This is a genomic window from Bradyrhizobium brasilense (assembly GCF_029714345.1).
Lineage (GTDB): Bacteria > Pseudomonadota > Alphaproteobacteria > Rhizobiales > Xanthobacteraceae > Bradyrhizobium > Bradyrhizobium australafricanum.
In genome coordinates, this window is the sequence record NZ_CP121669.1 from 3,399,183 (window position 1) to 3,425,379 (window position 26,197).

General features: G+C 65.4%; 22 protein-coding genes. 13 read left to right on the top strand and 9 right to left on the bottom strand.

The window, feature by feature from the left end; all coding sequences use genetic code 11:
• Positions 1-68 precede the first annotated feature (68 nt).
• The 3 genes from QA635_RS15760 (at position 69) to ahcY (ending at position 4,235) form a co-directional block, all read left to right on the top strand.
• On the top strand, positions 69-1,424 hold the full coding sequence (locus QA635_RS15760) for a hypothetical protein (protein WP_283070184.1): 1,356 nt from the start codon (positions 69-71) through the stop codon (positions 1,422-1,424).
• 60 nt (positions 1,425-1,484) lie between these two features.
• A complete protein-coding gene (gene metK, locus QA635_RS15765; RefSeq protein WP_050384612.1) occupies positions 1,485-2,681 on the top strand; it encodes a methionine adenosyltransferase in 1,197 nt (398 codons plus the stop codon).
• Positions 2,682-2,807: 126 nt separating this feature from the next.
• On the top strand, positions 2,808-4,235 hold the full coding sequence (gene ahcY, locus QA635_RS15770; protein ID WP_057016727.1) for an adenosylhomocysteinase: 1,428 nt from the start codon (positions 2,808-2,810) through the stop codon (positions 4,233-4,235).
• A 339-nt stretch (positions 4,236-4,574) separates the two neighbouring features.
• On the opposite strand, the gene QA635_RS15775 is transcribed toward ahcY, so the two are convergent.
• A complete protein-coding gene (locus QA635_RS15775) occupies positions 4,575-5,381 on the bottom strand; it encodes an IclR family transcriptional regulator (RefSeq protein WP_283070187.1) in 807 nt (268 codons plus the stop codon).
• Between the two features lie 192 nt (positions 5,382-5,573).
• Here QA635_RS15775 and QA635_RS15780 point away from each other — a divergent pair, with 192 nt between their 5' ends.
• Positions 5,574-6,410: an IS5 family transposase gene (locus tag QA635_RS15780; RefSeq protein ID WP_283061922.1), complete on the top strand. Its 837-nt coding sequence runs from the start codon at positions 5,574-5,576 to the stop codon at positions 6,408-6,410.
• A gap of 144 nt (positions 6,411-6,554) precedes the next feature.
• Here the strand turns inward: QA635_RS15780 and QA635_RS15785 are convergent, their stop codons facing one another.
• Positions 6,555-8,276 carry an FAD-dependent oxidoreductase gene (locus QA635_RS15785; RefSeq protein WP_283070189.1) on the bottom strand — a complete coding sequence of 574 codons (1,722 nt, stop codon included), beginning with the start codon at positions 8,274-8,276 and terminating at the stop codon, positions 6,555-6,557.
• Positions 8,277-8,286: 10 nt separating this feature from the next.
• Positions 8,287-9,489 (bottom strand): ABC transporter substrate-binding protein, encoded by a 1,203-nt coding sequence (locus QA635_RS15790; protein ID WP_425249157.1) that lies wholly within the window; start codon positions 9,487-9,489, stop codon positions 8,287-8,289.
• 353 nt (positions 9,490-9,842) lie between these two features.
• Between QA635_RS15790 and QA635_RS15795 the strand changes: the two genes are divergently transcribed.
• Entirely contained in the window at positions 9,843-10,772 is a 930-nt protein-coding gene (locus QA635_RS15795) for an aspartyl/asparaginyl beta-hydroxylase domain-containing protein (protein WP_283070190.1), read from the top strand.
• Between the two features lie 90 nt (positions 10,773-10,862).
• Here QA635_RS15795 and QA635_RS15800 read toward each other — a convergent pair whose 3' ends face one another.
• On the bottom strand, positions 10,863-11,018 hold the full coding sequence (locus tag QA635_RS15800) for a hypothetical protein (RefSeq protein WP_016843659.1): 156 nt from the start codon (positions 11,016-11,018) through the stop codon (positions 10,863-10,865).
• A gap of 325 nt (positions 11,019-11,343) precedes the next feature.
• Between QA635_RS15800 and QA635_RS15805 the strand changes: the two genes are divergently transcribed.
• The 4 genes from QA635_RS15805 to QA635_RS15820 all read left to right on the top strand — a co-directional run bounded on the left by QA635_RS15805 (position 11,344) and on the right by QA635_RS15820 (position 17,008).
• The gene (locus QA635_RS15805) at positions 11,344-13,041 is read left to right on the top strand and encodes an NAD-dependent malic enzyme (protein ID WP_283070191.1); all 1,698 of its coding nucleotides are present in this window, start codon (positions 11,344-11,346) and stop codon (positions 13,039-13,041) included.
• A gap of 253 nt (positions 13,042-13,294) precedes the next feature.
• Positions 13,295-14,977: a gamma-glutamyltransferase gene (ggt, locus tag QA635_RS15810; RefSeq protein WP_425249158.1), complete on the top strand. Its 1,683-nt coding sequence runs from the start codon at positions 13,295-13,297 to the stop codon at positions 14,975-14,977.
• Positions 14,978-15,247: 270 nt separating this feature from the next.
• On the top strand, positions 15,248-16,612 hold the full coding sequence (locus QA635_RS15815) for an MFS transporter (protein WP_283070192.1): 1,365 nt from the start codon (positions 15,248-15,250) through the stop codon (positions 16,610-16,612).
• A gap of 18 nt (positions 16,613-16,630) precedes the next feature.
• On the top strand, positions 16,631-17,008 hold the full coding sequence (locus QA635_RS15820) for an SPW repeat protein (RefSeq protein WP_283070193.1): 378 nt from the start codon (positions 16,631-16,633) through the stop codon (positions 17,006-17,008).
• Positions 17,009-17,099: 91 nt separating this feature from the next.
• Here the strand turns inward: QA635_RS15820 and QA635_RS15825 are convergent, their stop codons facing one another.
• Complete coding sequence (locus QA635_RS15825; RefSeq protein ID WP_283070194.1) at positions 17,100-17,372, bottom strand: hypothetical protein; 273 nt, start codon at positions 17,370-17,372, stop codon at positions 17,100-17,102.
• Positions 17,373-17,580: 208 nt separating this feature from the next.
• Between QA635_RS15825 and QA635_RS15830 the strand changes: the two genes are divergently transcribed.
• Positions 17,581-17,805: a hypothetical protein gene (locus QA635_RS15830; protein WP_283070196.1), complete on the top strand. Its 225-nt coding sequence runs from the start codon at positions 17,581-17,583 to the stop codon at positions 17,803-17,805.
• A 67-nt stretch (positions 17,806-17,872) separates the two neighbouring features.
• Here QA635_RS15830 and QA635_RS15835 read toward each other — a convergent pair whose 3' ends face one another.
• Positions 17,873-18,574: a fumarylacetoacetate hydrolase family protein gene (locus tag QA635_RS15835; RefSeq protein ID WP_283070197.1), complete on the bottom strand. Its 702-nt coding sequence runs from the start codon at positions 18,572-18,574 to the stop codon at positions 17,873-17,875.
• Positions 18,575-18,727: 153 nt separating this feature from the next.
• On the opposite strand from QA635_RS15835, the gene QA635_RS15840 reads away from it, so the two are divergent.
• Entirely contained in the window at positions 18,728-19,906 is a 1,179-nt protein-coding gene (locus QA635_RS15840) for a dipeptidase (protein ID WP_283070198.1), read from the top strand.
• Between the two features lie 10 nt (positions 19,907-19,916).
• On the opposite strand, the gene QA635_RS15845 is transcribed toward QA635_RS15840, so the two are convergent.
• Together QA635_RS15845 and galE are read right to left on the bottom strand one after the other, a co-directional pair.
• Positions 19,917-21,728 carry an ABC transporter ATP-binding protein gene (locus QA635_RS15845; protein ID WP_283070199.1) on the bottom strand — a complete coding sequence of 604 codons (1,812 nt, stop codon included), beginning with the start codon at positions 21,726-21,728 and terminating at the stop codon, positions 19,917-19,919.
• A 110-nt stretch (positions 21,729-21,838) separates the two neighbouring features.
• Positions 21,839-22,852: a UDP-glucose 4-epimerase GalE gene (gene galE / locus QA635_RS15850; protein WP_283070200.1), complete on the bottom strand. Its 1,014-nt coding sequence runs from the start codon at positions 22,850-22,852 to the stop codon at positions 21,839-21,841.
• 138 nt (positions 22,853-22,990) lie between these two features.
• On the opposite strand from galE, the gene QA635_RS15855 reads away from it, so the two are divergent.
• Positions 22,991-24,031, top strand: a complete 1,041-nt coding sequence (locus QA635_RS15855) for a glycosyltransferase family 4 protein (RefSeq protein WP_283071661.1) — start codon at positions 22,991-22,993, stop codon at positions 24,029-24,031.
• On the opposite strand, the gene waaF is transcribed toward QA635_RS15855, so the two are convergent.
• Positions 24,013-25,077: a lipopolysaccharide heptosyltransferase II gene (gene waaF / locus QA635_RS15860; RefSeq protein WP_283070201.1), complete on the bottom strand. Its 1,065-nt coding sequence runs from the start codon at positions 25,075-25,077 to the stop codon at positions 24,013-24,015. The two genes, QA635_RS15855 and waaF, sit on opposite strands and share 19 nt — an antisense overlap.
• Before the next feature lie 135 nt (positions 25,078-25,212).
• Between waaF and rfaD the strand changes: the two genes are divergently transcribed.
• On the top strand, positions 25,213-26,193 hold the full coding sequence (gene rfaD / locus QA635_RS15865; RefSeq protein WP_283070203.1) for an ADP-glyceromanno-heptose 6-epimerase: 981 nt from the start codon (positions 25,213-25,215) through the stop codon (positions 26,191-26,193).
• Positions 26,194-26,197 lie beyond the last annotated feature (4 nt).

Here is a 26,197-nt window from a genome sequence, read left to right on the forward strand (position 1 = left end):
GATAAGACGCTGCCAGTCATCATTTCTGCCCACTCCCGTCCCACTCGCCGCTGCCCACCCAAGGCGCCATGAAGAACGACGAAATCCTCAGCCAGATCACGGATTTCTGCCGCCGCTCCGACATGGCGGAGACGACGTTCGGCCGCCGTGCCGTCAATGACGGCAAGCTGGTGTACCGGCTGCGGGAGGGTAAGCGCATCACCATCGATACGCTCGACCGCATCAACGCCTTCATCGCGACCTCGACGCCGGGCGGCGTGGCGCCGCCGCGCGGCCTCGTGGTGCCGCCGGAAAAGCGCGATCCACGGGGCAATTTCCGGTTTTTCGAGAACCGCCAGCGCTATTTGCTGTTCGTCCACACCTGCAGCGAGAAGCGGGTGATCGCCGACCGGGTTGCGCTGGAGCTGGCGGCCATCCACCCGCGGCCGCCGGCGCTGCGGGTGTTCGATGCCGGAATGGGCGACGGCACGGTGCTGGCCCGGGTCCTGCGCGCCATGCATGGCCGCTTCCCACATATGCCGTTCTATGTCGCCGGCAAGGAACTGAGCCTGGAGGACGTCCGCCTCACCCTCGACAAGGTCCCCGACCGCCTGTTCGAGCATCCGGCCAGCGTCTTCGTGTTCACCAACATGTATTACGCCGAGGCGCCGTGGCTGACGCCCAAGAACTCCGCGGCGGCCGCCAGCATGATCTGGCACGACGTGGCCCTGCGGGGCGCGTCCTCGGGTGAGTTCGAGGCCCAGATCGCCGAACTCGGTCCGTTCCTAGAGCAGAACTGGCGCGCCAATCTCAGCCCCGGCAATGCGATGCCGATCTATGAGCGGCCGGTGGCGCTGGTCCTGTACCGGGACGATCACCGGTTCCTGCTCGATTCCATCATTCCGCGGGCCGGCCGCACCGAAGCCAATTTCGATCTTGTGATCGCCTCGCAACCTTACCGTGCCAAATCCTCGGTGAACTTCCGCGCCAAGCGGATTATCGCGCCGCTGGCCCGCGCGCTGCGCGGCGGCGGGCGGCTGATAGGAATCCACTCCCACGGCGGCGATCCCGGGCTTGAAATGATTCAAGCGGTCTGGCCCGGAGAAAATCCTTTCGCCGTCAGCCGCCATGAGATACTGCGCGCGGTGAAATACGAACTGGGCTCCGCCGGCCGCGAGCTGAACTTCAACGCCTACGCCGATAACCGTTCGATCTTCCGATATGATATGGAAGCGCTGCCCAATGAGGTGACCGGCACGATCGGAACCTCGACGGCCTTTGCTGCGTGGAATGCGGCGGTGTATGTCGCGCAGATCGAAGATGAGCGGTTGACCGAAACGACCGAAAACGGACGAGCTCTCGAGGCCACACGCGAAGTTCTCCGCAAACACAACGGGCTGTGGTTCTACGACGAATCCTACGTCATCTCGCGGCGACGAGACTGACATGCCGGGGACATATTCACCAACCAACGTCGGACTTCGACTTAACAAGGGGTTTGCTTGATGCGCGCGTCTTACCTGTTCACCAGCGAGTCGGTCTCGGAAGGCCATCCGGACAAGGTCTGTGATCGTATTTCGGATGAGATCGTCGATCTGTTCTATCGCGAGGGACCGAAAGCGGGCATCGACCCGTGGCAGATCCGCGCGGCGTGCGAGACGCTCGCGACCACCAACAAGGTGGTGATCGCCGGCGAAACGCGCGGCCCGAGCTCGGTCACCAACGACCACATCGAGAGCGTGGTTCGCTCTGCAATCAAGGACATCGGTTACGAGCAGGACGGCTTCCACTGGAAGAACTGCGACATCGAGATCCTGCTGCATCCGCAGTCGGCCGACATCGCGCAGGGCGTCGACGCGCTGCAGCCGGGCGAGGTCAAGGAAGAGGGTGCCGGCGACCAGGGCATCATGTTCGGTTACGCCACCAACGAGACGCCGGACCTGATGCCGGCGCCGATCTTCTACGCCCACAAGATCCTGCGGCTGATCTCTGAAGCGCGCCACTCCGGCCGCGAGAAGGTGCTGGGTCCGGACTCCAAGAGCCAGGTTACGGTGCAGTACGAGAACGGCAAGCCGGTCGGCGTCCGCGAGATCGTGGTCTCGCACCAGCATCTGATCGAGGACCTGTCGTCCAAGCAGATCCGCGACATCGTCGAGCCCTATGTCCGCGAGGCGCTGCCGAAGGAATGGATCAGCGACAAGACGATCTGGCACATCAATCCGACCGGCAAGTTCTTCATCGGCGGTCCCGACGGCGACTCCGGCCTGACCGGCCGCAAGATCATCGTCGACACCTATGGCGGCGCGGCTCCGCATGGCGGCGGCGCGTTCTCCGGCAAGGATCCGACCAAAGTCGACCGCTCGGCCGCCTATGCCGCGCGCTACGTCGCCAAGAACATCGTCGCGGCCGGTCTCGCCGACCGCTGCACGCTGCAGCTCGCCTATGCGATCGGCGTGGCGCGTCCGCTGTCGATCTACATCGACACCCACGGCACCGGTAAGGTGTCGGAGGATCAGCTTGAGAAGGCGGCGGCAAAGGCGATGGATCTGACGCCGCGCGGCATCCGCAGCCATCTCGATCTCAACCGCCCGATTTACGCGCGCACCTCGGCCTACGGTCATTTCGGCCGCACGCCCGACAATGAGGGCGGCTTCTCCTGGGAGAAGACCGACCTCGTCGAGCAGCTGAAGCGCGCGCTCTGATACTTGCGTCATTCCGGGGCGCTCGCGGGAGCGAGCGAACCCGGAATCCCTAATCATCACCTCGAGATTCCGGGTTCGCCTCTTCGAGGCGCCCCGGAACGACCAGTTCAACAACAGGACGCTCAAATGAACGCCCCCACGAAGCCCGGCTTCACCGACTACATCGTCAAGGACATTGCGCTCGCCGATTTCGGCCGCAAGGAGATCTCGCTGGCCGAGACCGAGATGCCCGGCCTGATGGCCACCCGCGAGGAGTTCGGCCCCAAGCAGCCGCTGAAGGGCGCGCGCATCGCGGGCTCGCTGCACATGACGATCCAGACCGCGGTCCTGATCGAGACGCTGGCCGCGCTCGGCGCCGACATCCGCTGGGTCTCCTGCAACATCTATTCGACCCAGGATCACGCCGCGGCCGCGATCGCCGCCGCCGGCATTCCGGTGTTCGCGATCAAGGGCGAGACGCTGACCGAGTACTGGGACTACACCGCGAAGCTGTTCGACTGGCACGGCGGCGGCACGCCGAACATGATCCTCGATGACGGCGGCGACGCCACCATGCTGGTGCATGCCGGCTACCGCGCCGAGCAGGGTGATACCGCCTTCCTCGACAAGCCGGGCTCCGAGGAAGAGGAGATCTTCTACGCGCTGGTCAAGCGCCTCCTGAAGGAGAAGCCGAAGGGCTGGTTCGCCGAGATCGCCAAGAACATCAAGGGCGTCTCGGAAGAGACCACCACGGGCGTGCATCGCCTCTACGAGATGGCCAACAAGGGCACGCTCCTGTTCCCGGCGATCAACGTCAACGACAGCGTCACCAAGTCGAAGTTCGACAACCTCTATGGCTGCCGCGAGTCGCTGGTCGACGGCATCCGCCGCGGCACCGACGTGATGCTGTCGGGTAAGGTCGCGATGGTTGCCGGCTTCGGCGACGTCGGCAAGGGCTCGGCCGCCTCGCTGCGCCAGGCCGGCTGCCGCGTCATGGTCTCCGAGGTCGATCCGATCTGCGCGCTGCAGGCGGCGATGGAAGGCTATGAGGTCGTGACGATGGAAGACGCGGCGCCGCGCGCCGACATCTTCGTCACCGCCACCGGCAACAAGGACATCATCACCATCGAGCACATGCGCGCGATGAAGGATCGTGCCATCGTCTGCAACATCGGTCACTTCGACAACGAGATTCAGATCGCCGCGTTGCGCAATCTGAAGTGGACCAACATCAAGCCGCAGGTCGACGAGATCGAATTCCCCGACAAGCACCGCATCATCATGCTGTCGGAAGGCCGCCTCGTGAACCTCGGCAATGCGATGGGCCACCCGTCCTTCGTGATGTCGGCCTCCTTCACCAACCAGACGCTGGCGCAGATCGAGCTGTTCGCCAACAACAAGGACAGCAAGTACGCCAAGAAGGTCTACGTGCTGCCCAAGACGCTGGACGAGAAGGTCGCCCGCCTGCACCTCGCCAAGATCGGCGTCAAGCTGACCGAGCTGCGCAAGGACCAGGCCGACTATATCGGCGTCAAGCAGGAAGGTCCGTACAAGTCGGATCACTACCGCTACTGATCCGCGGTCATCGCGAGCGATGAAGTGAAGAGCCCCGGCATGGTCCGGGGCTTTTTGCTGGACTTGCAGGCGCCTCTCCATTCGTCAGGGCGACACCGATTGTGTGGCGTGGCCTGCATCTACAAGCCGTCGTCCCGGCGAAGGCCGGGACCCATACGCCGCGGCGGATGTTGTCGGCGGGACTCGTCATTCCAGCATCGCACAACAATGAACTTCGGTGGTTATGGGTCCCGGCCTTCGCCGGGACGACGATGAGGATGGTTCTCGGTTCATGATGTCTGCCAAGCTCTCGGTGTAATCACCCGCGCATGCGCATGAGAGAGCGGCTGAACACTCTGATCACTTCACCTCAATATCGACACCCCGTGCCGTGCCGTGCCCCAGCTGCCGCGAGATATCGCCCGCGCAGCCCCGCAACGCAGTTGCGATCGCGCTGTCCCAGCTGGCGTCGAAGGTGCCTTCCGGCCCCATCGCGGTGATGACCAGCGCGACGTGGCCGGCGTGATCGAACACCGGCGCGGCGAAGGCGTTGACGCCGGGCAGGGGATCGCCGATCGCGCGCGCCAGCCCGCGGCTGCGGACCTCGGCGAGGATCTCGGCCGTCTTCGCGTCCGCCGGCGGACGCTTCGGATTGTAGCCGACGCCGAGGCGATCGAGGCCGCTCTCGAGTGCGGTCCTGATCGCGTTCGGCGGCATGAAGGCGGCGAAGGCGCGGCCGGTCGCGGTCTCGAGCAGCGCCACCACCGATCCGACGCGCATCGCGATGTGCACCGGATGGCTCGGCTCCTCGAGCCGCACCACGGTCGCGCCGTGGGTGCCCCAGACCGACAGCGACACCGCGTGATTGATGCTGTCGGCGAGCGCTGCGATCCGCGGCGTTGCGATCCGCACTGCGGACTGCCGGCGCAGGCTGATCAGGCCAAGCTCCAGCGCCAGCGCCCCGATCTCGTAACGGCCGGTGGTCTCGTCCTGCTCGATCAGGCCGATGCGGGAAAAGCTGACGAGATAGGGATGCGCCTTGGCCGGCGGCATGCCGGCTTCGCGGGCGAGATCGCGCAGCATCATCGGTTCGCCGCTGCGGGCCAGCGCGCGGAGCAATTCTCCGCCGACCTCGATCGACTGTATGCCGCGGCTCTCTCTCGTCATGTGGCCCTGTTTGGGTTCGCGCGTTCGCACTTAGCAGGAAACTTTGCCGTCCGCGAGACGTCGATCTGCGCGGGAAGTCGTTGTGAGTGACAGGTCCCCACCCGTCATCCTGAGAGCCTGACTGAAAAATGGGTGAGTGATCTGAGTGGGGTGTGATTCCATCGGATTTGCAAAGATTCGAGGGAGAGCACGATGCCCTGGACCAAGATCACTCGGGAGCAATATCGGCGGGACGATCTGCGTTATGCAAGCGATATGACCGATGCGGAGTGGGCGCTGATCAGACGCCTGTTGCCGCGAGCGAACCGGCGCGGCCGGCCGCGTAAGACGGAGCTGCGTCGTGTGATCGAAGCGATCCTCTATATCGTTTCGACTGGCTGCCAGTGGCGGGCGTTGCCGCAGGAGTTCCCGCCCTATTCGACGGTGCAGGGCTATTTTTATAGATGGCGGGATACAGGCCGGTGGCAGAGGATTGTCAGCGTGCTTGTCCGACGGGCGCGAAAAAAGCTTGGACGGACACCGAAGCCGACGGCAGCCGTGATCGACAGTCAAAGTGCGCCAACCACGCAAGCTGGCGGACCGCGCGGCTACGATGCAGGCAAGCGCATCTACGGCCGCAAGCGGCATATTGTGACGGATACCAATGGCCTCCTCCTCGGGGTTCATGTTCATCCGGCCAACGTTCAGGACTGCCATGGCGCCGTACCGCTGCTGAAGAACGTGCGGATGAACTTCCCCCGGCTGCGCCACGTCTTTGCCGACCGGATCTACCGCGGAAATCAACTCCTCGACGCACTCTCAGACTGCGGTCCATGGACTATCGAGATCGTCGAGCGGCCTCAAGGCGTCAAAGGCTTCCAGCTCCTGCCGAGGCGGTGGGTGGTTGAACGCACATTCGCTTGGTTCGGCAGATGCCGCCGCCTCGCCAAGGACTTCGAGGCGACGGTCGCAACCGAAGCTGCCTGGCTGCTGATTGCACACATCAGGCTCCTGACCCGCAGACTCGCGGCTGCAGCTAAGGTTGGGTGATTTATGAGTCAGACTCTGAGGAGCCCGCGAAGCGGGCGTCTCGAAGGATGCACGGCCCGGCTGGTGGCCGATCCATCCTTCGAGACTCGCTCCGCTCGCACCTCCAGCGACAAAGGCGAAGCCTTTGCGCGGGGATGACGGTACTCACAACTTGCTTCTCTCCGCCGCCGTCTCACCTGCAATGTGCTTGCCCGCGATATAGCCAAAGGTCAGCGCGGGCCCGAGCGTGATGCCGGCGCCGGGATAGTTGCCGCCCATGATGCTCGCCATGTCGTTGCCGGCGGCATAGAGGCCGGCAATCGGCTGGCCGTCGGCGTCGAGCGCGCGGGCGTTGGCGTCGGTCCTTATGCCGGCATAGGTGCCGAGATCGCCGATCACCATCTTGATGGCGTAGAACGGCCCGTGCTGGATCGGCGCGATGCAGGGATTGGGCCCGTGCAGCGCATCGCCCTGGTAGCGGTTATAGGCGCGCGAGCCCTTGCCGAAGGCGGGATCGCGGCCCTCCGCCGCGGTGGTGTTGAACTCCGCGACGGTCGCCTCGAGCGCCTTGGCGTCGATGCCGGCCTGCGCGGCGAGCTCCGCCAGCGTCGCGCCGCGCTTGAGATAGCCGGTCTTCAGATGATGGCCGAGCGGCATCGGGCGCGGCGGCACGCAGCCGAGGCCGTATTTGCGCAGCGTCCCGTGATCGCAGATGAGATGCGCCGCGATCTCCTCGCCGGGCTTCGCCGCCTTGATCATCGCCTGCACGAAGTCGTGGTAGGAATTGCCTTCATTGGCAAAGCGCCTGCCGTCGGCCATTACCGCGATCACGCCCGGCTTGGCGCGATCGATGAAATGCGGCATCACGCCTTTCGAGCCGTCCTTGCGCGTCGTGACCGAGACCGGCACCCAGGCCGCGGCGTTCGGCAGCGAGTCGTCGACGCGGCCGCCGGCGGATTCCGCAAGGCGCAAGCCGTCGCCGGTGTTGCCGGTCGGGCCCGGCGAGTAATGCTCTTTTCCGGTCGGCGCATGCGGAAACATCTTCTGCCGTCGCGCGACGTCATGCGGGAAGCCGCCGCAGGCGAGCACCACGCCACGCTTGGCGTTGACGCGGATCGTGCGTCCTTCACGCACGACGACTGCGCCGCGCACCGCACCGTTCTCGACGATCAATTCGCGCACCGGCGAGTTGAGCCAGAGCGGGATCTTGAGGTCGAAGGCGGATTTCGCCAGCCGTCCGGCGAGCGCGTTGCCGTTGGTCAGCGTCATGCCGCGGCCGTTGCGCATCACGTCGATGGCGTGCTTCGACAGCCGTTTGGCGACATAGGCCGCCGAGGTCAGCGACCGGGTCGCGCGCATGAAATGCACGATCTCCTTGCCGGAGCCGAGCATCATGCCGAACACGGTGAGCTCGGGCAGGGGACTGCCGAGATTCTTGAGGGCGTCGCCGAGTTCGTGGGCGTCGAACGGCCGCGTCACCATCGAGCGGCCGCCCTGCGCGCCGCCCGGCGCTTCCGCATGATAGTCGGGGAAGGTCAGCGGCATGTCGAAGCGTATCGCGGTGCTGGTGGTGAAGAAGTCGACCGCCTTCGGCCCCTCGGTCAGGAACGCATCGACACGGGCGGCGTCAAAACTGTTGCCGGCCTCGTGGCGCAGATAGGTTTTGGCCTGATCGGGGCTCTCCTCGATGCCCCAGGCCTTGGCCAGCGAGGTGCCGGGGATCCATAGCCAGCCGCCGGAGCGCGCGGTGGTGCCGCCGAACCGCGGCTCCTTCTCGACCACCAGGACCTTGAGGCCGTGATGGCCGGCGGTGACCGCCGCCGACAGCCCGGCGCAGCCGGAGCCGACGACCAGCGCGTCGCAATCATAAGCTTCTTCGTTGGCCACGCGATCGATCCTATTTCTTGAGCAGCGGGCACTTCGACTCGGAGACCGGACGATAGGCGTCCTCGCCCTTCACCGTCTTGACGATGTCGAGATAATCCCACGGCTCCTTGGACTCCGAAGGCTTCTTCACCTTCGCCAGATACATGTCGCGGATCACGCGGCCGTCCTCGCGCAGCTTGCCGCCATGCACGAAGGTGTCCTCGATCGGCAGCTCGCGCATCTTGGCCATCACCGCCTTCGGATCGTCGGTGCCGGCGGCCTGGATCGCCTTGAGATAATGCAGCACCGAGCCGTAGACGCCGGACTGGATCATGGTCGGCATCACATTGGCGCGGGCGTAGAACTTCTTCGACCAGGCGCGCGTCTTCTCGTCCATGTTCCAGTATGACGCCGTCGTCATGTAGGTGCCCTGCGCGGCGTTGAGGCCGATCGCATGCACGTCGGTATCGAACATCAAGAGGCCGACCAGCTTCTGGCCGCCCTGCACGAGGCCGAACTCGCCGGACTGCTTGATCGAATTGTCGGTGTCCTGGCCGGCATTGGCGAACGCCACCACGTCGGCCTTCGAGCTCTGCGCCTGCAGCGCAAAGGAGGAGAAGTCGGCGGTGTTGGTCGGATGCTTGACGCTGCCGAGCACCTTGCCGCCCATCTCGTTGATGAAGCGCGTCGCGTCCTTCTCGAGCTGCTGGCCGAAGGCGTAATCCGCGGTGACGAAGAACCAGGACTTGCCGCCTTCCTTGATCACCGCCGAGGCCGTCACCTTGGACAGTGCGTAGGTGTCGTAGGCGAAATGCACCGTGTTGGGGCTGCACAGTTCGTCGGTCAGCGAGCTCGCGCCGGGACCGGACAAGAGCGCGATCTTGTTGCGCTCGCGCACCATGTTGTGCACGGCGATCGCGATGCCGGAATTCGGGATGTCGACGACCGCGTCGACCTTGCCGTTGTCGAACCAGCCGCGCACGACCTGCACGCCGACATCGGTCTTCATCTGGTGGTCGGCGGAGATGATCTCGATCGGCTTGCCGAGCACGGTGGGGCCGAATTCCTCGACCGCCATCTTGGCCGCCTCGACCGAGCCCGGGCCGGAATTGTCGCGGCCCCAGCTCGACAGGTCGGTCAGCACGCCGATGCGCACGACGTCATCGGAAACCTGGGCGTGAGCGGCCGTGGTGATCGCCGCGACAAGGGCTGCCGCCAGAAACTGTCTCATCATTCCTCCCTTTGGATGTCCGCGCTCTTCGGCGGGCCATCTCAGGATTAGGAATTGTCTAATCGGTTTGTCAATGGCGAATTAGGTGTGTGAATAGTGTCACAAAGGTGGCGCCCGCGCGGCGCGACGCTTCACATTTGGTGAGCGAACGCTTACATGGCTCGTCCGGGACGGCACCGCGGCAAGGCTTCCGGCTCATTCGCCAGACTGCGCCGCAGCGCCAAGTCACTATGAAACAGGGGAATTTTCGCGGACGGCGACGCGTTTCGCCGCCCGGACTGGGCCGCCCGTCAGGGGAACGGCTCCTGCGGGGCGGGGCATGAAGAGCGTCGGCGGGCAGCGATCATAGACGGATCATGTTGAGACAGCTCTTCGCGCCGCAGCTCGTCATTCTTTACGTGCTGGTGGCCTCTACGCTCTACGTCCACTTCCGTGGCAAGCAGCGGTTGCGCTTCGCCCGCCAGCTCGGCGATCACTCGACCTACCTCGCGCCCTACAATGTGCTGATGTATGCCGGCTCCGCCGTGCCCAACACGCCGGTGATTCCGGTCGAGCAGTTTCCCGAGCTCAGGAAGCTCTCCGACAATTGGGAGACGATCCGCGACGAGGCCACGCGCCTGTTCGACGAAGGCTTCATCCGCGCCGCGGCCAGGAACAACGACTGGGGCTTCTACTCCTTCTTCAAGAGCGGCTGGAAGCGCTTCTATCTGAAATGGTACGACGATTTCCTGCCGTCGGCGCGGACGTTGTGTCCGAAGACGGTGGAGCTGCTCAACTCGATCCCGAACGTGCATGGCGCGATGTTCGCGATGCTGCCGCCGGGCGGCAAGCTCGGGGCGCACCGCGATCCCTTCGCCGGCTCGCTGCGCTATCACCTCGGCCTCGTGACGCCGAACTCGAACCAGTGCCGCATCCTCGTCGACGGCGTCGAATGCGTCTGGCGCGACGGCGAGGCCTTCATGTTCGACGAAACGTTCATCCACAGCGCCGAGAACAAGACCGACGTCAACCGCATCATCCTGTTCTGCGACGTCGAGCGCCCGATGAAGTTCGGCTTCATGACGGCAATGAACCGCTGGGTCAGCCACAACATCGTCAAGGCGTCGGCGACCGAGAACGTCGACGGCGAGCATGTCGGCGCGCTGAACAAGGTGTTCGGCAAGCTCTACGAGATCCATCTCGCCAGCCGCAAGGTCAAGGAGTGGAATCGGAACGTGTATTACACGCTCAAATATTCCGCGACCGCGCTGATCCTCGGCCTGATCGTGATGTCGGCGCTGCACTGATTGCAGAGGCGTTGCCGCGTTGAAAGCAAAAGCCCCGGAGCACGCTCCGGGGCTTTCTGTCTGGGACGAGAGCTGTGAGGCGGAACAGCGTCAGTCGCGCTCGAAAACCTTGGCGCCGGGGTAGATTCGTCTGGCGTAGGCGACGACCCACTCGCGGTCCTGGGTCTCCAGGAACGGAGTTCGGATCTTGCACGACCCGACGATCAGGTGCCACAGGCCGTTCAGCTTCTGAATGTTGACGATCATCTGAGTGTCCCTCGAAACCCGCGTTCCAGTCGACACCTGCTACCCGTGACAGTCTTGCGATTGACGGCTCGGAGCAGTGATCCTGATCACGCTGGAGTAGCCGCGAGTGTAAAAATCTCTCGCCATCGCTCAACTGTACGGGCGTAAGCACGGGCCATCACAAGGAATCAGGCGGGCTATACCAAGGTATGTTGGTGTCGGTCCGCAGCTGCAGCCGCAGCGTCGGGGCCGTTCAACTTTGCGCGGCGGCGCGCCTTCGCACTCCGATCCGTTACATGGGCGTGATAACGTCCGATCTGGCGTTTCGCATTGAGGGGACCTTGCCATGTCGGAGTCATCAGGAGCTTTTGCGACCACTGCGCTGAGCGGCTACGAGCTGCTGGCCGATCCGCAGCTGAACAAGGGCACGGCGTTCTCCGAGGCCGAGCGCGAGGCGTTCGACCTGCATGGCCTGTTGCCGCCCAATATCCTGACGCTGGACGAGCAGGTGTCGCGCCGCCTCGAGGCGCTCCGCGGCTTTGAGACCGACATCGAGCGCTATGCCTTTCTGCGCGAGCTGCAGGACACCAACGAGACGCTGTTCTACGCGCTCCTGGTCGGCAACCTGGAAGAGCTGTTGCCGATCGTCTACACGCCGACCGTCGGCGAGGGCTGCCAAAAATTCAGTCGGCTGTTCCGCAAGCCTCGCGGGCTGTTCCTCAGCATCCCACATCAGCACCGGATCGACCGCATTTTCGCCCATCCGCGCTTCGATCACGTCGAGGCGATCGTGGTGACCGACGGCGAGCGCATCCTCGGCCTCGGCGACCAGGGCGCCGGCGGCATGGGCATCCCGATCGGCAAGCTCGCGCTCTATACCGGCTGCGGCGGCCTGCATCCGGCAACGACGCTGCCGATCATGCTCGACGTCGGCACCGACAATCCCGATTGCCTCGCCGATCCGCTCTATGTCGGCTGGCGCAACGAGCGCGTCCGCGGCCAGGCTTATGACGACTTCATCGAGGCTTTCGTCGCGGCGGTGGTGAAGCGCTGGCCGCGCGTCCTGCTGCAGTGGGAGGATTTCGCCAAGAACAACGCGACGCGCATGCTCGAGCGCTATCGCGACCGGCTCCTGACCTTCAATGACGACATTCAGGGCACCGCGGCGGTGGCGACCGGCGCCTTGCTCTCCGCGATCAACGTCACCGGCGTGCCGCTCACCGAGCAGCGCGTCGCCGTGCTCGGCGCAGGCTCGGCCGGCTGCGGCATCGCCAGCCTGATCCGCGCCGCGATGATCGATGCCGGCCTGCCGGAGAGCGAGGCGGCGAAGCGCTTCTTCATGGTCGACCGCGACGGGCTGCTGCTCGAGGGCATGGGCGGGCTCGCCCCGTTCCAGCTTCCGTTCGTGCAGGACAGGCAGGCGATCGCGGGCTGGCAGCTCAGCCATCCTGACAAGATCGCGCTGCTCGACGTCGTGCGCAACGCGAGGCCGACGGTGCTGATCGGCGTCTCCGGCCAGGCCGGCGCGTTCTCCGAGCCGATCGTCCGCGCGATGGCCGAATGCAACAAGCGGCCGGTGATCTTCCCGCTGTCCAATCCGACCTCGCGCGAGGAGGCGATGCCGGTCGATATCGAGGCGTGGACCGAGGGGCGGGCGCTGATCGGCGTCGGCAGCCCGTTCCCGCCGATCATGCGCGACGGCGCGCGCTTCAAGGTCGACCAGACCAACAACTCCTACATCTTCCCGGGCGTCGGCGTCGGCGCGCTCGCGGTCGGTGCCAGCCGGGTCAGCGACGGCATGTTCATGGCCGCCGCCAAGGCGCTGGCCAGCGTCTCGCCGGCGCGCGACAACCCGAAGCACAATCTGCTGCCGCCGGTCAGCGCGTTGCGCGACGTCTCGCAGACCGTGGCGCTCGCGGTCGCGCTGCAGGCGCACAAGGAGGGATTGGCGAGGGACGTTCCGATCGACCAGGTCGAGGCGCGGATTCACGCCAAGGTCTGGACGCCGCGCTACGTGCCGTACCGCCGCAGCGATCGGGCTTAGAGCTCGGCGCGGCGGCGCGGCGCGATCTTCCGCGCCGCGCGCGGGCCGCATCGATTTTGCGACCATCATGATCGGGGTGGGCCGGGCTCGACCCCGCTCGCGTCTACTCGATGGGCTTGACCGAAGTAAGAATTTTCTTCAATCTTGGCATGCCAAATGCCAGTGGCGGTCCTTCGGGGATTTGGACGTCGCGGTGTCCGCAGCCCGCGATCGCACAACATCGACACAACGAGGAAACGGGGAGGGAAGTCGAATGGCCAATCTTGGCATGTCGCGCAGGGAGTTGCTGATCGGGTCCATGCTCACGGCGGTCGCCGCGGCGGCGCCGCGACCGCTCCGGGCCCTCGACAATACGGGCGCGCTGGCGCGATCGAAGACTGGCATGGTGACGAGCCCGCACGAACTTGCCACGCAGGCAGGGCTCGAGGTGCTGCGCAAGGGCGGCAATGCGATCGAGGCGGTCATCGCCATCGGTGCCACGCTGTGCGTGACCTATCCGCATTTCAGCGGCCTCGGCGGCGACAGCTTCATGGTGATCAGCGACCGCAAGGGAAACGTCCGGACGCTGTCCGGCGCAGGTCAGGCCGCGCTCAATTTGCCGAACTACAGCGGCTCGGTCCCGATCCGGGGGCCTGGGTCGGCGCTGACCGCGGCCACGACCGTCGACGTCTGGGACCAGGCGTTCGATTTCAGCCGCAAGTCCTGGGCCGGAAAGCAGAGCTGGGCGTCGCTGTTCGCGCGCCCGATCGAATACGCCGGCAAGGGCTTCCCGGTCACGCCGTCGCAGCGCTTCTGGCAGGACATGGAAGCGAAGAACCTGAAGGACTGGCCCGACATCCAGCGCATCTTCATGCCCGCCGGCCGGATGCCTGAAATCGGCGAGCCGCTGGTCCAGGCCGAGCTCGCGAAATCGCTGGAGATGCTGGCGGCAAATGGCGGGCGTGATTTCTACGAAGGAAAGCTCGCCGCGCGCATTGCGGCCGGACTGAAGCAGATCGGCTCGCCGCTGACCGCCGACGATCTGGCACGCTGCCGCGCGCGCGACGAGACGCCGTTGCGCGTCGGCTATCGCGGCGGCGAGCTGCTCGGGCTGCGCCCGCCGACGCAGGGTCTCACAACGCTCGAGATCATGGGTATCCTCGACCGCTTCGAGCTCGCGAAATATCCGGAAGGGAGCGCGGACTACTATCACCTGCTGGTCGAAGCGGTGAAGCAGGCCTTCATCGACCGCAGCCGCTACATCAGCGATCCGGAATTCGTCGACGTTCCGGTCAATCAGCTGCTCTCGGCGAGCTACCTCGACGCGCGCGCGAAGGCGATTAACCTCGAGAAGGCGATGCCGTGGCCGCACGTGTTCAAGAAGGGCGACACGGTTTATCTCGCCGCGACCGACCGGGACGGCAATTGCGTCAGCATGCTGCAAACCGTCTACTACGATTGGGGAAGCGGCATGGTGGCCGGCGACACCGGCATCATCTGGCACAACCGCGGTGCGTCGTTCAACCTCGACCCGGCGAGCCCCAACTGCCTCAAGCCAGGCAAGCGGCCGTTCCACACGCTCAATCCGGGAATCTATCTCAAGGGCGGACGGCCGCACCTGCTGTACGGCACGCAGGGAGCCGACGGCCAGCCGCAGACGCTTGCGGCGGTGCTGACCAGGCTGATCGACTACAACATGGATCCGCTCACCGCGCTGTCGCGACCGCGTTTCCTGCTCGGCAAGACGTTCTCCGATGCGCGCGACAGCCTGAAGCTGGAGAAGGATGCCGGTGAAGAGGTCTTCAAGGCGCTCGCCGGGCGAGGCCACGAAATCAGTCCGATACCAGCCCAGAGCCCGCTCGCAGGACATCCGGGTGCGATCCGGATCGACGCCGACGGGAGCATCACCGGGGCGCATGATCCGCGCAGCGACGGGCGGGCCCTCGGGCTGTCATGAGACGAAGCGCGGTGGATTGACGGAGCCGCCCGGCGGTTGCCGGGCGCATCCGGCAGCCATGTGCGAAGCATGGTCCCCCCGTGGGCGAGCGGTGGCGGACGACGCCCTCGACGCGTTGCGATCTGTCGCTCGCCATGGCCGACTGAAGGCCGACTAAAGTTCAAGCCTCGACGTTCCGTTCCGGTGGAACTTTCCGGCGCGCCTTATCGTTTGTGCTCAAACAAACCAAGTCAATATCCGTCCGGGGGCCTGTGCGAGGGAGACACCCCCATGGCAAGATTTGGCCCAACGCTTGGTCTGACCCCCGGCCTCGACGCCAACCGGCTCACACCATCCGAGCATCAGCTGCAGATGCGCCGTGCGGTGATCGCCTCCACCGTCGGGACCGCGATCGAGTGGTATGACTTCTTTCTCTACAGCACCGTCACCGGCCTGGTTTTCGCAAAACTGTTCTTTCCGCATTCCGATCCCTGGGTCGGCACGCTCGAGGCCTTCGCCATCTATGCGGTCGGCTTCGTCGCGCGGCCGATCGGGGCCGCGATCTTCGGGCACTATGGCGACCGCATCGGCCGCAAGTCGACGCTGATCGCGACGCTGCTGTTGATGGGACTGGCGACCGCGGCGGTCGCATTGGTGCCGACCTATTCCAGCATCGGCATCTGGGGCGCGGTGATCCTGACCGTGTTGCGCTTCATCCAGGGCGTCGGCGTCGGCGGCGAATGGGGCGGCTCGGTGCTGATGTCGATGGAATGGGCGCGCAACGATCGCTCCCGCGGCCTGATCGCGTCATGGCCGCAATTCGGCGTGCCCTGCGGACTGTTCCTCGCCAATCTCGCGGTGCTGGCTTTCAGCCAGATGTCGGGCGACCAGTTCCTGTCGTGGGGCTGGCGCATTCCGTTCGCGCTCAGCATCGTCCTGGTCGGTGTCGGCCTCTACATCCGGCTCGGCATTCTGGAAACGCCTGTGTTCAGCAAGCTGCTGGCCGAGCGTCAGCTCGACCGCACGCCGATGCTGACGGTGATCCGCGATCATCCGAAGGAGATCCTCCTGTCCGCCTTCGCGCGGATGTCCGAGCAGGCGCCGTTCTACATCTTCACCGCCTTCGTGTTCTCCTACGGCGTCGGAACGCTGCACGTGTCGCGCGACTTCCTGCTGACCGCGGTGCTCGCGGCCTCGGTGCTGTCGTTCGTCTCGATCCCGCTGTGCGGGCACATCTCCGATCAGATCGGCCGCAAGAACATGTACATGATCGGCGCTGCCGTGACCGGCGTGTTCGGCTTCATCTATTTCGCGATGCTTAACACCGGATCGGAAACGATCATCTTCCTTGCGATCTTCCTGTCGCTGATTCCGCACGACATGCAGTACGGCCCGCAGGCGGCCCTGATCGCAGAGAGCTTTACTGGTCGCCTGCGCTACAGCGGCGCCTCGCTCGGCTATCAGCTTGCTTCCGTGATCGCCGGCGGTCCGGCACCGCTGATCGCGACCTGGCTGTTCGGCACGTTCCATTCGGCGACCGCGATCGCGGCCTATATCGCGGCTTGCGCAATCATCACGCTGGTCGCGACCGCGATGATGACCGACTACACGGGCAGGGACATCAATGCGCCCGAGGCGCATCAGCAGCGGGTTTGAGTAGCAAGGGAGCAATCGATGATGAAGTGGCGAAAAGAATCGGCGCTCGATCTCTATAACCTCGTCGCCGCGATCTTCCTGCTCGCCGCGCCGTGGCTGTTCGTGCGGGCCGATCCGACCGCGGCGATCGATCTCAGGATCAGCGGCGCGGCGATCGCGATCATGTCGCTGGCGGCGATCGTCGCGTTCTCGATCTGGGAAGAATGGATCAACCTGGTCGTCGGCTGCTGGCTGATCGTCTCGCCCTGGCTGCTCGGCTTCACGCATACCCGCGCGATGCATTTTGCCATCGCCGCCGGCGCGGTGGTGGCGTTCATGGCGCTGCTCGAGCTGTGGCTCGAATACGAGAAGACGCATTTCGGCCCGGCGGCGCCGCAGGCCGCCGAAAGGCCGTAGGATCCGCCACCGGCGAGACCGAGGGGTGTGGCTCCTTGTCTTTGAGCATGACCTCCTCGGAAAACCGCTTCGCGCTTTTCCGGATCATGCTCTAGCAGCCGCGGCAAATCCCCTTGATCTTGCGGTCGACGATCGCGTCCTCCTGATCGATGATCTGCTGCGATGTCGATGTCGTCGCCGGAATATCGGCGGCGCGCGGCTGGCGATGGCCGACCGGCGCCGACCACGGCCTGCTCGCGGTTTCGTTTGACGCGTAGGCGCGGGGCTGCTGGACCGCCGCCTGTGCGAAGCAAGCGGTCGCCATTGCCGCGGACATAATCGCAGCCAAGCCAAGTCGTACGCCGGGTCGTTGAAGATCGATCATGAAAACCTCCATACCGTCATCGCCGCGTTTTGCGCGCGGCCTTGATGACATGGAGTGCCCCGGTCGCTCCGGTATTCCCCGCTCCATCTGATGTGATCGGGCGCTCGCGGCGCGGTGATCGCGCGTGATGAAATAATTTCCGGGCGCGCGCGGTCCTGATCACAGGAGCCGAGCTAGGTCGGCTTCATCCACCGTACGGAGAAATCCCATGACCAAATTGACCCTCGCAGTGCTTGCGCTGGTTGCGGCAGCCGCCTGTTCGACGCAGGCGTCCGCCGCCGGCAACAACGCTGCGGTGCGGCGCGCCAATGCTGCGATGACGACAACGACGGTCAGCAGCAAGACCACAGATTGCGTGCGCGCGCCGAAGGTCGGATCGTTCGCGACCGCCCCCTTCACCGAGCCGCCCTGCATGCCCGGCACGATGCGCTGACGGCGCACAGCAAAAAGCCCCGGACCTGAGGTCCGGGGCTTTGGGCCTGGCCTTGTTCCTGAGGCGGTTATTCCGGCTTGCCGATCGTCACCGCGAGCTTGCCGACGCCGTCGACGCCGCATTCGAGCTTGTCGCCCACCTGCAGCTGCGAGACGCCGGCTGGCGTGCCGGTCATGATGATGTCGCCGGCGGCGAGCTTCACCTGCTGCGAGAGCTGCCAGATGATTTCAGGCACGTTCCAGATCAGCTCGGTGAGGTCGCCCTTCTGGGCTTCCTTGCCGTTGACGGTGAGCCAGATCTTGCCCGCGGTCGGGTGGCCGATCTTCGCGGCCGGCTGGATCGCCGAGCAGGGCGCGGAATAGTCGAACGACTTGCCGATCTCCCAGGGCCGCTCCTTCTTGCGCGAGGCGATCTGCAGGTCGCGGCGGGTCAGGTCGATGCCGACGGCATAGCCGTAGACATGCTCGAGCGCCTTGTCGGCGGGAATGTTCAACCCGCCGCTCTTCATCGCCACCACCAGCTCGACCTCGTGATGCAGGTCCTTGGTCAGCGGCGGATAGGGGATGGTCGTGCCGTCGGGCACCAGCATGTCGGCATGCTTGCCGAAGAAGAACGGCGGCGCGCGCTCGTCATTGCCCATCTCCCTGATATGCTCGAGATAGTTGCGGCCAACGCACCAGATGCGGCGGACCGGATAGGTGCCGGATTCGCCGACGACGGGAAGCGAGGGCTGCGGGGGAAGCGGAATGACGGTGGATGCGGCGTTCATGAACGGGTCCCGGAGGGTTGAAGGAGGGAGCGCGGGCGGTATTTACGCGCTTACGCCGCTCAGGGCTAGTGGCCGCGGCTGCATCCGGCGCAGAGGTGAGGCCAGCTTTCCGCCGAGCGCGGCCGCCTTTGGTCGACAAAGGCGGTGGTGCCCATGAGGAAATGGCTTTCGATGGGCCTGGCGCTGGTCGCCGTGGTCCTGATCGCCGCCGCCGTTCGCTTTTTCGCGGTCGTTCCGGAGCGGATCGATCGGGCGCAGAACAGGGTCCAGCGCGTGGCGCTGGATATCACGCCCGCCGCAACGGCCCTGCAGGCGACGCTCGACGTGGCGGACATGCATACGGACAGCCTGCTGTGGAAGCGTGACCTGATCGCGCGATCTGATCGCGGCCATATCGACCTGCCGCGCCTGATCGAGGGACACTACGCGCTGCAGGTGTTCTCGTCGGTCACCAAGTCGCCCAAGGGCCAGAACTATGATGCCAACGGCGCCGATACCGACACCATCACGAACCTCGCCATCATCGATCTGCAGCCGCCACGGACGTGGTTCTCGTTGCTGCAGCGCTCGCTGTGGCATGCCGAGAAATTGCACAGCTTCGCCGAGCAGTCCGCCGGGCGGCTGCGCCTGATCGCGACGCCGGCCGACTTCGATCGCCTGGTCGCCGACCGCAAGAGCGGCGCGACGGTGGTTGGCGGCATGCTGTCGATCGAGGGTTTGCAGGACATCGAGGGCAATATCGGCAATCTCGACGTGCTCTACGCCGCCGGATTCAGAATGGCCGGTCTCGCTCACTTCTTCGACAATGATGTCGCGGGCTCGATGCACGGCGTCGCAAAGGGCGGGCTGACGCCGCTCGGCCGGCAGGTGGTGCAGCGGATGGAGGCGATGGGCATGATCGTCGACCTCGCGCATGCGAGCCACGCGGCGGTCGGCGAGGTGCTGGCGATGGCGACGCGTCCGGTGGTCTCGAGCCACGGCGGCGTTCAGGCGACCTGCAAGGTCAACCGCAACCTCACCGACGACGAAGTCCGCGGCGTCGCGCGGACCGGCGGCGTGGTCGGCATCGGTTTCTGGCAAGGCGCGGTCTGCTCGCTCGATCCGAAGGACGTGGCGAGGGCGATCGCCCATGTGCGCGACCTGGTCGGAATCGACCATGTCGGCCTCGGCTCGGATTTCGACGGCTCGACCACGACGGGCTTCGATGCCAGCGAGATCGTCGCCGTGACCCAGGCGCTGATGTCGCGCGGGTTCTCGGAGGACGACATCCGCAAGGTCATGGGCGGCAACGTGCTGCGCGTGCTCCGCGCAGGCATTGCCCCGAAGGGATGAGAGGCGGGCCCTAGCCGGTGGCGCTGATCGGCGCCAGCGCCAGCGGCGACGGGTCGTGGTGGTGCTGCAGGCGGAAGAACGAGGCGTAGCGGCCGCCGCGGCGCAGCAATTCCTCGTGCCGTCCGCGCTCGACGATCTCGCCGCCCTCGACCACCAGGATGGCATCGGCATGCATGATGGTGTGCAGGCGGTGCGCGATCACGATCGTGGTGCGGCCCTGGCAGAGATGCTCGATCGCTTCCTGCACCTGCTTCTCGGACTCCGAGTCGAGCGCGGCGGTGGCCTCGTCGAGCAGGATGATCGGCGCGTTCTTGATCAGCGCGCGGGCGACCGCGATGCGCTGGCGTTGCCCGCCGGACAGCTGGGTGCCGTGCTCGCCGACCGGCGTGTCGTAGCCGAGCGGGAAGCTCATGATGAAGTCGTGCGCGCAGGCGGCCTTGGCGGCGTCGACGATCTCTTGCTCGGTGGCGCCCTGCTTGCCGAAGGCGATGTTGGCGCGAATGGTATCGCGGAACAGATAGACGTCCTGTCCGACATAAGCGGTCTGCTGTCGCAGCGATTTGCGCGACACTGACGAGATCGGCTGTCCGTCGATCAGGATGTCGCCCTCGCGCGTCTCGTAGAAACGCAGCAGCAAGGCCAGCACGGTCGATTTGCCGCCGCCGGAGGGGCCGACCAGCGCGGTCACCTTGCCGGGCTCGGCGACGAAGCTCATGCGGTTCAGCACCGGCTCGCCCGGCCGATAGGCGAAGCTGACGTCGCGCAGCTCGATCCGCGCGTCGGAGAGTTTCAGGGCCGGCTTGTCGTCGTCGGTCTGTTCGCTCGCCGGGCTATCGACCACCTCGAGCAGCATCCGCGCGCCGACCAGCTGGCTGTTGAGGTCGATGTTGAGCCGCGCCAGCCGCTTGGCCGGCTCGGTCGCCATCAGGAAGGCGGTCAGGAACGTGAAGAACTGGCCCGGCGTGGAACCGAGCGCCACCACGCTGTAGCCGCCATACATCAGGCAGCCGGCGACCGCGAAGCCGCCGAGCATTTCCATCAGCGGATTGGAACGGTTGGCGACGCGCGCCATCTTGTTGGCATTGCTCTCGACGGTTGCGATGTGCTCGTCGATCCGCTGCTGCATGGTGCCTTCCAGCGTGAACGCCTTCACGGTGCGGATGCCCTGCAGCGATTCCTGCATCGTCTCCATGATGTCGGCGGTGCCGGTGAACTGGTTGTAGGCGAGCGCCTTGATCCGCTTCACCAGCCTGCGCAGCATCAGCATCGCCGGCGGCACCGCCACGAGCCCGATGAACGACATCAGCGGGTCCTGCCAGACCATGACGGCGACCATGCTGATCAGCATCAGGAAGTCGCGGCCGATCGCATTGACCAGCATGTTGAGTACGTCGGTGATCGACTTGGCGCCGGCGGTCAGCCGCGCCAGGAATTCCGACGAGTGCCGCTGCGAGAAGAAGCCGATGCTCTCGCTCATCAGCTTGGCGAATAGCTGCCGCTGGTTGCTGGCGAGGATGGCGTTGGAGATCTTGTTCAGGATCACCATGTGGCCGTAGGTCGCCACGCCCTTGATGAACAGCAGCACCACCGTGATCCCGGCGAACATGGCGATGCCGGGGATGTTCTTGTCGACATAGGCCTGGTTGATCACCTGGCCGAGCACGTAGGTGGCGCCGGCCGTCGAGCCGGCCGCAACGGCCATCAGGGCGAACGCCGTCAGATAGCGCCGCCAATAGGTAATCCCTTGTTCCATGACCAGGCGGCGAATCAGGATCGCCGCGCCATAGGGATCGTCGGTAATTTTCTTTGGAAACTGGGCCATCCGCGTTCCATTGACGGCGGGGCAGCGCCGGCCGTCAGGGTTGCGGGACCTCCTTGCCCGCTTGGCGGGGCTTTTTCAAGCACAATAACTGCTTGATAACGGTTTGTTTTTTAGGCCGATTCCGCTTGTCGTGCGGAGCCGGCGCGCTCCCGGAACAGCTTCTCCTCCCAGGCCAGTGCGTGGCTCGCGATGGTCTCGAGATCATCGTAGCGCGGCGTCCAGTCAAGCAGCGAGCGGATCCTTGTCGTGTCGGCCACCATGGTCATGATGTCGCCAGGCCGCCGCGCGGCGTAGGCGACCGCGAAATTGCGCATCGAGACCCGGCGCACCGCCTCGATGGTTTCGAGCACGGAATAGCCGCGGCCATAACCGCAATTCATCGTCACCGATTGCCCGCCGGCGCGCAGATAGGACAGCGCCGAGCGATGCGCCTCGACGAGGTCGCTGACATGGATGAAGTCCCTGATGCAGCTGCCGTCCTGGGTCGGATAGTCGGTGCCGAACACGTCGATCTTGGCGCGCTGGCCGGTCGCGGCCTCGACCGCGATCTTGAGCAGATGGGTGGCGCCGATGGTGGCAAGGCCGACGCGGCCCTTCGGGTCGGCGCCGGCGACGTTGAAGTAGCGCAGCACGACGTAGCTCATGCCATGAGCGGATGCGACGTCGTGCAGCATGATCTCGGTCATCAGCTTCGACGAGCCGTAGGGCGACAGCGGACGCGTTGGTGCGATCTCCGGCACCGGCACCTGGTCCGGATTGCCGTAGACGGCCGCGGTCGAGGAGAAGATGAAGCGGCCGACGCCGCCCTTCACCGCCGCGTTGAGCAGGCTGCGGGTCGTCATGGTGTTGTTGCGGTAGTAGCCGAGCGGATCGCGCATCGAGTCCGGCACCACGACGGAGCCCGCGAAATGGATGATGCTGTCGATGCCGTGCTGGGCGATCACGCCCTCGACGAGGTTCTCGTCGCCGGCATCGCCGATGAACAGCGGCACGGCTTCGGGCAGGAACGCGGAGAAGCCGGTGGAAAGGTTGTCGATCACGACGACGCTCTCGCCGGCATCAACCAGCGCATGAACCATGTGACTTCCGATATAGCCGGCGCCGCCGGTCACGAGCACGGTCATGGATAGAGCTCTCCCGATGTTCTTTAACCGGTGATGCTAGCGGGAGTGCGGTGAAGAGGGGGTTTCGCCGCGGCCGAACTGGCCACTATGCTTAATGTTGCGTATAGGAACTGGCACGAAACGGAGACTTGCGTGCCGATCGAGAACACACCTGCCGGCGAGCTCGAGCTCATCGTGCCCAATCTGCACCGACGCTATTCGGGTGTCACCGCGACCAACCGCATGGTCGCGCCGAAGCTCGCAAAGATGTTTCGCGCAGCCTGGCTCGGCTCGCATCGGCCCGACGGCATCGACGCGATCGGATTCGCCGGTCTCCTGCGGCTGTGGCGGCGCGCGTCGCCGCTGATCTGGCATGCGCGGCGCAACGACGAGATGATCGTCGGGCTCGCGCTGCGTATGCTTGGCTGGCCGCTGAAACTGATCTTCACCTCAGCGGCGCAGCGCCATCACACCTGGCTGACGCGCTGGCTGATCCGCAACATGGATGCGATCATCGCCACCAGTCCGCTGTCGGCCTCCTATCTGAAGCGCGACGCGACCGTCGTGATGCACGGCGTCGACACCGATCGTTATGCGCCGCCGGCCGATCGCGCGAGCGCCTTCGCCGAGAGCGGACTGCCGGGACGCTATGCGATCGGCTGTTTCGGGCGGGTGCGCGCGCAGAAGGGCAGCGACGTCTTCGTCGAGGCGATGTGCAGGCTGCTGCCGCGCTATCCCGATTTCACCGCCGTCATTGTCGGCGCCGTGGTGCCGGAGCAACTGGCCTTTGCCAACGAGCTGAAGCGGAAGATCGAGGCCGCCGGCCTGCAATCGCGCATCATCATCACGGGCGAACTGCTGATCGAGGATGTCGTGCGCTGGTACCAGCGGCTGACGATCTACGCCTTCACCTCGCGCAATGAAGGCTTCGGCCTGACCCTGATCGAGGCGATGTCGGCGGGCGCGGCGCTGGTGGCCGCGCGCGCCGGCGCGGCCGAGTTCGTCGTCGAGGACGGCGTCACCGGCGTGCTGACGCCGCCTGGCGACGCCGACGCGCTGGTGGCCGCGCTGGAGCCCTTGATGCGCGATCCGGCAGCGGCCGCGGCGATGGGGGCGCGGGCTCGGCAACGAGTTGTGGATAAGTTCAGCCTCGATGCCGAGGCGAACGCGATCGCGGCGGTCTACCGCGCGCTGAGCTGAGCCAGCACGCGCTGCGCAATCTCCACGACCTCTTCGGGGGCGATGTCGCGCATGCAGCGATGATCGTTCATGGTGCAGACCGTGCGCTGGCACGGCTGGCACGACAGCTTGCTCCTGGTCTGCAGCACCGTCGCGGCGAGGCCGTTGAGGGGCGCCCAGAGCTTGGGATCGGTCGGGCCGAAGATGCCCATGGTCGGCGTGCCGATTGCGGCGGCGATGTGCATCAGGCCGGAGTCGTTGGTCACAGCGACGCTGGCCGCGGCCATCGCAACGATGCCGTTGCGCAGATCGCTGCCGGTGAGGTCGCGGACCCGCGCGCCGCCGGCTGCCGCGATCTCCTGCGCCAGCGCCTTCTCGCCGGGGCCGCCGACCACCCAGACGTCGAAGCCATGTTCGGCGAACAGCCGCGCGGCCTCCGGATAATAGGTCCAGCGTTTCGAGGCGCCGACCGAGCCGGGGCCGAGCGCGATGGCGGGACCGCGGCCGAGGCCGTTGGCCTGCCGCCAGCGTTCGATTTCGTCCGCGGGAACCCGAAGCTGCGGCACCGGCCACTCCGGCGGGCGGGCGGCGCCGTCGGGCAGCGCCAGGATCGCGTTCTTGTCGATGAAGCGCGGCTGCCGCTTTTCGCCCCATCGCATCGCGTTGATGAGGCCGAACCGCACCTCCCCAAAGAAGCCGACCCGTTCCGGGATGCCCGCCAGCGCCGGTGCGAGAGCGGCCTTCCAGGTCCGCGGCAGCACCAGCGCGGTGGCGTAGTTCCGTCGGCGGAGCTCGGCCGCGAGCGCCTGCTGCTGGGCCAGCGCCAGCCGGCTGCGCGGCAGGTCGGACACGATCCCGGCGCGAACATCGGGCATATAATCGACCAAAGGGGCGCAAAGCCTGGATGTCAGAAGGTCGATCGGCCGGTTCGGCCAGCGCTTGCGGAGCACCCTGACCACCGTGTGGCCGCGCACGAAATCGCCGATCCAAACATAGGGCACCACGAGGATAGGTCTGGTATCCCCGGTATCCTGTGTTTCGATATCAGGTGTTGAATCAATATTCATTTCTAAATAGGCCAGGACCGATCGGGCGCGGCCAAGTCGGTAACCGGTTCGCGATGAGAGGTAAAGCCGTCGTTGCCTGCGGCGCGGGAGTGGGGCAAAGCTGACGGCTGCAAAGGAATCTGGCGGGATTTCATCATGTTTCTGGTAACCGGGGGCGCCGGTTTTATCGGATCGAACGTCGTGGCCGCGTTGAACGACGCCGGGCGCAGCGACGTCGCGGTCTGCGATCTGCTTGGGCAGGACGGCAAGTGGCGGAACCTGGCCAAGCGCCAGCTTGCCGATGTCGTTCCGCCGGCCGAGCTTGGCGACTGGCTGAAGGGGCGGCGGCTCACCGCCGTGATCCATCTCGGCGCCATTTCCGAGACCACGGCGACCGATGGCGACCTGGTGATCGAGACCAATTTCCGTCTCTCGATGCGGCTGCTCGACTGGTGCACGGCAAATGCCACGCCGTTCATCTATGCCTCCTCGGCCGCGACCTATGGCGACGGCGAACGGGGGTTTGACGACGACGCGTCGGTCGAGGCGCTGAAGCGGTTGCGGCCGATGAACCTGTACGGCTGGAGCAAGAACCTGTTCGACCTTGCGGTCGCCGAGCGCGCGGCGAAGGGCGAGCCTCTGCCGCCGCAATGGGCCGGGCTGAAATTCTTCAACGTGTTCGGCCCCAATGAATATCACAAGGGCCCGATGATGAGCGTGCTCGCGCGCCGCTTCGACGACATCAAGGCGGGCCGCGTCGTGCAGCTCTTCAAGTCGCATCGCGAGGGCATCGCCGACGGCGATCAGCGCCGCGACTTCATCTATGTCGACGACGTCGTGCGGGTGATGATGTGGCTGATCGCGACGCCGCGGGTCTCCGGGCTGTTCAATGTCGGTACCGGCAAGGCGCGCAGCTTCAAGGACCTGATCGTCTCGGCCTATGGCGCGCTCGGGCTCGAGCCGAACATCCAGTATGTCGACATGCCCGAGCAGATTCGCGGCAGTTACCAGTACTTCACCCAGAGCGTTGTCGATCGTCTCGGGCGCGCTGGATACAATGGCGGCTTCACGCGCCTGGAAGACGCAGTCGGGGCCTATGTGAAGGGCTTTCTCGATCGCGCGGATCGCTATCGCTAGAGCG